This window comes from Hydrogenovibrio sp. (assembly GCF_049975065.1).
In the GTDB taxonomy this organism is placed as follows: Bacteria; Pseudomonadota; Gammaproteobacteria; order Thiomicrospirales; family Thiomicrospiraceae; genus Hydrogenovibrio.
Map to the genome: position 1 here is coordinate 1 of NZ_JBNGDN010000017.1, position 2,726 is coordinate 2,726.

3 protein-coding genes are annotated in these 2,726 nt (G+C 51.0%); 1 reads left to right on the plus strand and 2 read right to left on the minus strand.

The features are described 5' to 3' along the window. On the plus strand, positions 1-1,877 hold a 1,877-nt coding region (locus ACP5D0_RS03775), incomplete at its 5' end, for an AAA family ATPase (RefSeq protein ID WP_472364246.1). Positions 1,878-1,974: 97 nt separating this feature from the next. Here the strand turns inward: ACP5D0_RS03775 and infA are convergent. Together infA and ACP5D0_RS03785 are read right to left on the minus strand one after the other, a co-directional pair. Continuing rightward, positions 1,975-2,193 carry a translation initiation factor IF-1 gene (gene infA / locus ACP5D0_RS03780; RefSeq protein WP_011370535.1) on the minus strand — a complete coding sequence of 73 codons (219 nt, stop codon included), beginning with the start codon at positions 2,191-2,193 and terminating at the stop codon, positions 1,975-1,977. A 184-nt stretch (positions 2,194-2,377) separates the two neighbouring features. Then, positions 2,378-2,726 (minus strand): leucyl/phenylalanyl-tRNA--protein transferase (locus tag ACP5D0_RS03785; protein WP_472364248.1); only part of this gene is annotated, 349 nt, incomplete at its 5' end.

Here is a 2,726-nt window from a genome sequence, read left to right on the forward strand (position 1 = left end):
TGCATCGTGTGGATATTCTCAGCTACATTTCGCATGGTGTGACCGCACAACAGCAGGAAGACTTTCTGTCCAGCTCGCCGACTGAAGAAAGCGTGGAAGACACGCAAGCGGCGGAAGCGGAAAACGACCCCATTGCCAATTTCAGTTTGAATTTAAACGTTGAAGTCGAGCAGGGGCGCATCGACCCGATTATCGGTCGCCAGTGGGAGTTGACACGGACGCTGGAAGTGTTGAGCCGCCGTCGTAAAAATAATCCGCTGTTGGTCGGTGAGCCGGGGGTCGGTAAAACCGCCGTGGCCGAAGGGTTGGCGCATAAAATCGTCAGCGGCGAAGTGCCGGAACAACTGCTCGACGCGGAAGTGTTCAGCTTGGACATGGGGGCTTTGTTGGCGGGCACGCGTTATCGCGGGGACTTCGAAAAACGCTTCAAAGGCTTGTTGAAAGCGCTGGAAGAAAAACCTCACGCAATTTTATTCATTGATGAAATTCACACCATTATCGGTGCGGGAGCGGTTCAAGGCGGAGCGATGGATGCCTCTAACCTGATGAAACCGGCTTTATCGTCCGGCAAGTTGCGTTGTATCGGTGCGACCACTTATGAAGAGTATCGTGGTATTTTCGAAAAAGACCGTGCCTTAGCACGTCGTTTCCAGAAGATTGACGTGCGCGAACCGACCCATCAGGAAACCTTTGATATTTTGAAAGGGCTGAAGTCACAGTTCGAATCGCATCATAATGTGAAATACACCTTACCGGCGTTGCGAATGGCGGTGGATTTATCGGCGCGTTACATTACCGACCGCCATCTGCCGGATAAGGCGATTGATGTCATCGACGAGGCCGGTGCCAAACAAGCGCTGATGCCGAAAAGCAAACGCCGTAAACAAATTTCCGTGGCGGAGATTCAACAGATTGTCGCCAATATCGCGCGCATTCCGGTCTCCCAAATCACCCAAAAAGAAAAAGACAAATTGTCTTCACTGGAAAGCAGTTTGCAACGGGTGGTCTTTGGGCAGGATGAAGCCATTCATAAAGTGGTGGCGTCTATCAAGCTGGCGCGTTCCGGCTTGAACGAACCGAATCGTCCGACCGCGTCCTTCCTGTTTGCCGGGCCGACCGGGGTGGGGAAAACCGAATTGACGCAACAGTTGGCAAAACATCTGGGCATCGAGCTGTTACGTTATGATATGTCCGAATACATGGAGGCCCATTCGGTGTCGCGCTTGATTGGTGCGCCACCTGGGTATGTCGGGTTCGATCAAGGCGGTTTATTGACCGAAGCGGTTAACAAGCATCCGCATTCGGTGGTGTTACTGGATGAAATCGAAAAGGCGCACCCGGATGTGTTCAATTTGCTGTTGCAGGTGATGGATAACGGCACCTTGACCGATAACAACGGGCGCAAGGCCGATTTTCGCAATGTGATTTTGATTATGACGTCAAATGTCGGCGCGGAAGCGGCGTCGCGTGCCAGCATCGGTTTTACCGAACAGGATCATACACTGGACTTTCAAAGTGAGCTGAAAAAAGTGTTCACGCCGGAATTTCGAAATCGCTTGGATGCGGTGGTGCAGTTTAATCGACTGTCGTCCGACATCATGGGCTCGGTGGTCAACAAGTTCATTTATGCGCTGGAGAACAGTTTGCAGGATAAGAAGGTGTCCATTGAACTCACGCCTGCGGCACGTGCCTGGCTGGCGAAAGAAGGTTACGATCCGTTTATGGGGGCCAGACCAATGGGGCGTCTGGTTCAGGAGACAATCAAACAGCCGTTGGCGGAAATGCTGTTGTTTGGTGACTTGCAGGACGGCGGCCGTGTGATTATCGATGTTGAAAATGGCACGATTCAGTTGAAAGCCGATGAACTGGTTGAGTAAGGCGAATCGGCGTTAGGGTCATTCGTTCAGAGATAAAAAAACCGCTTTGCAGCGGTTTTTTTGTTTTTTACATTGGGTGTCAAAGTGTCCTGAGGTTTTATTTTCCGCGGTAGGTGATGCGGCCTTTGGTCAGATCGTAAGGCGTGAGTTCAACCTTGACTTTATCTCCGGCGAGAATGCGTATGTAGTTCTTGCGCATGCGCCCAGAAATGTGTGCGAGAATTTCGTGTCCATTTTCTAAACGGACTTTGAACATAGTGTTCGGTAAGGTTTCGATGACTTCACCATCGAATTCAATGACATCTTGTTTTGACATAGAAAATAATCAGCGTTTAACAGCCCCTGTAAAAATTAAGCGGCGATTATATCAGGGAGATTGTTTTTATTCAAATTTTATCTCATCCAATGTGAATGGCTCGCGAAGGGGACTGATGGTCTTGATTCTGTGTTTCTGCGCTGCTGTTAAGCACAGCCATACCGGCCGGCCATAGCTGCTCGTTTCATTTCGCTGGGTCGGCGCCTGTCGGAAAAAACGAATGATCCCAGTCTGGATCTAATTGCCAAGGCTGGGGTGGAAAGTCTTGGAGGGTGTCTTCCGCCAGCAGGCTTTCGAAATGTTCGCGCGAAATCAGGCGTGCGCCCATTGACTTGAGATGTTCGGTTCCCATCTGGGTGTCGATAATGCGAAACCCCCAGGCCTGGAGTTGTTGGCAAAGGGCGACCAGCGCCACTTTAGAGGCATCACTCATCTTTGCAAACATGGACTCGCCAAAAAACACCTTGCCGATGGCGACGCCGTAAAGCCCGCCTACAAGCTCTTTCTGATGCCAGACTTCCACGGAATGCGCG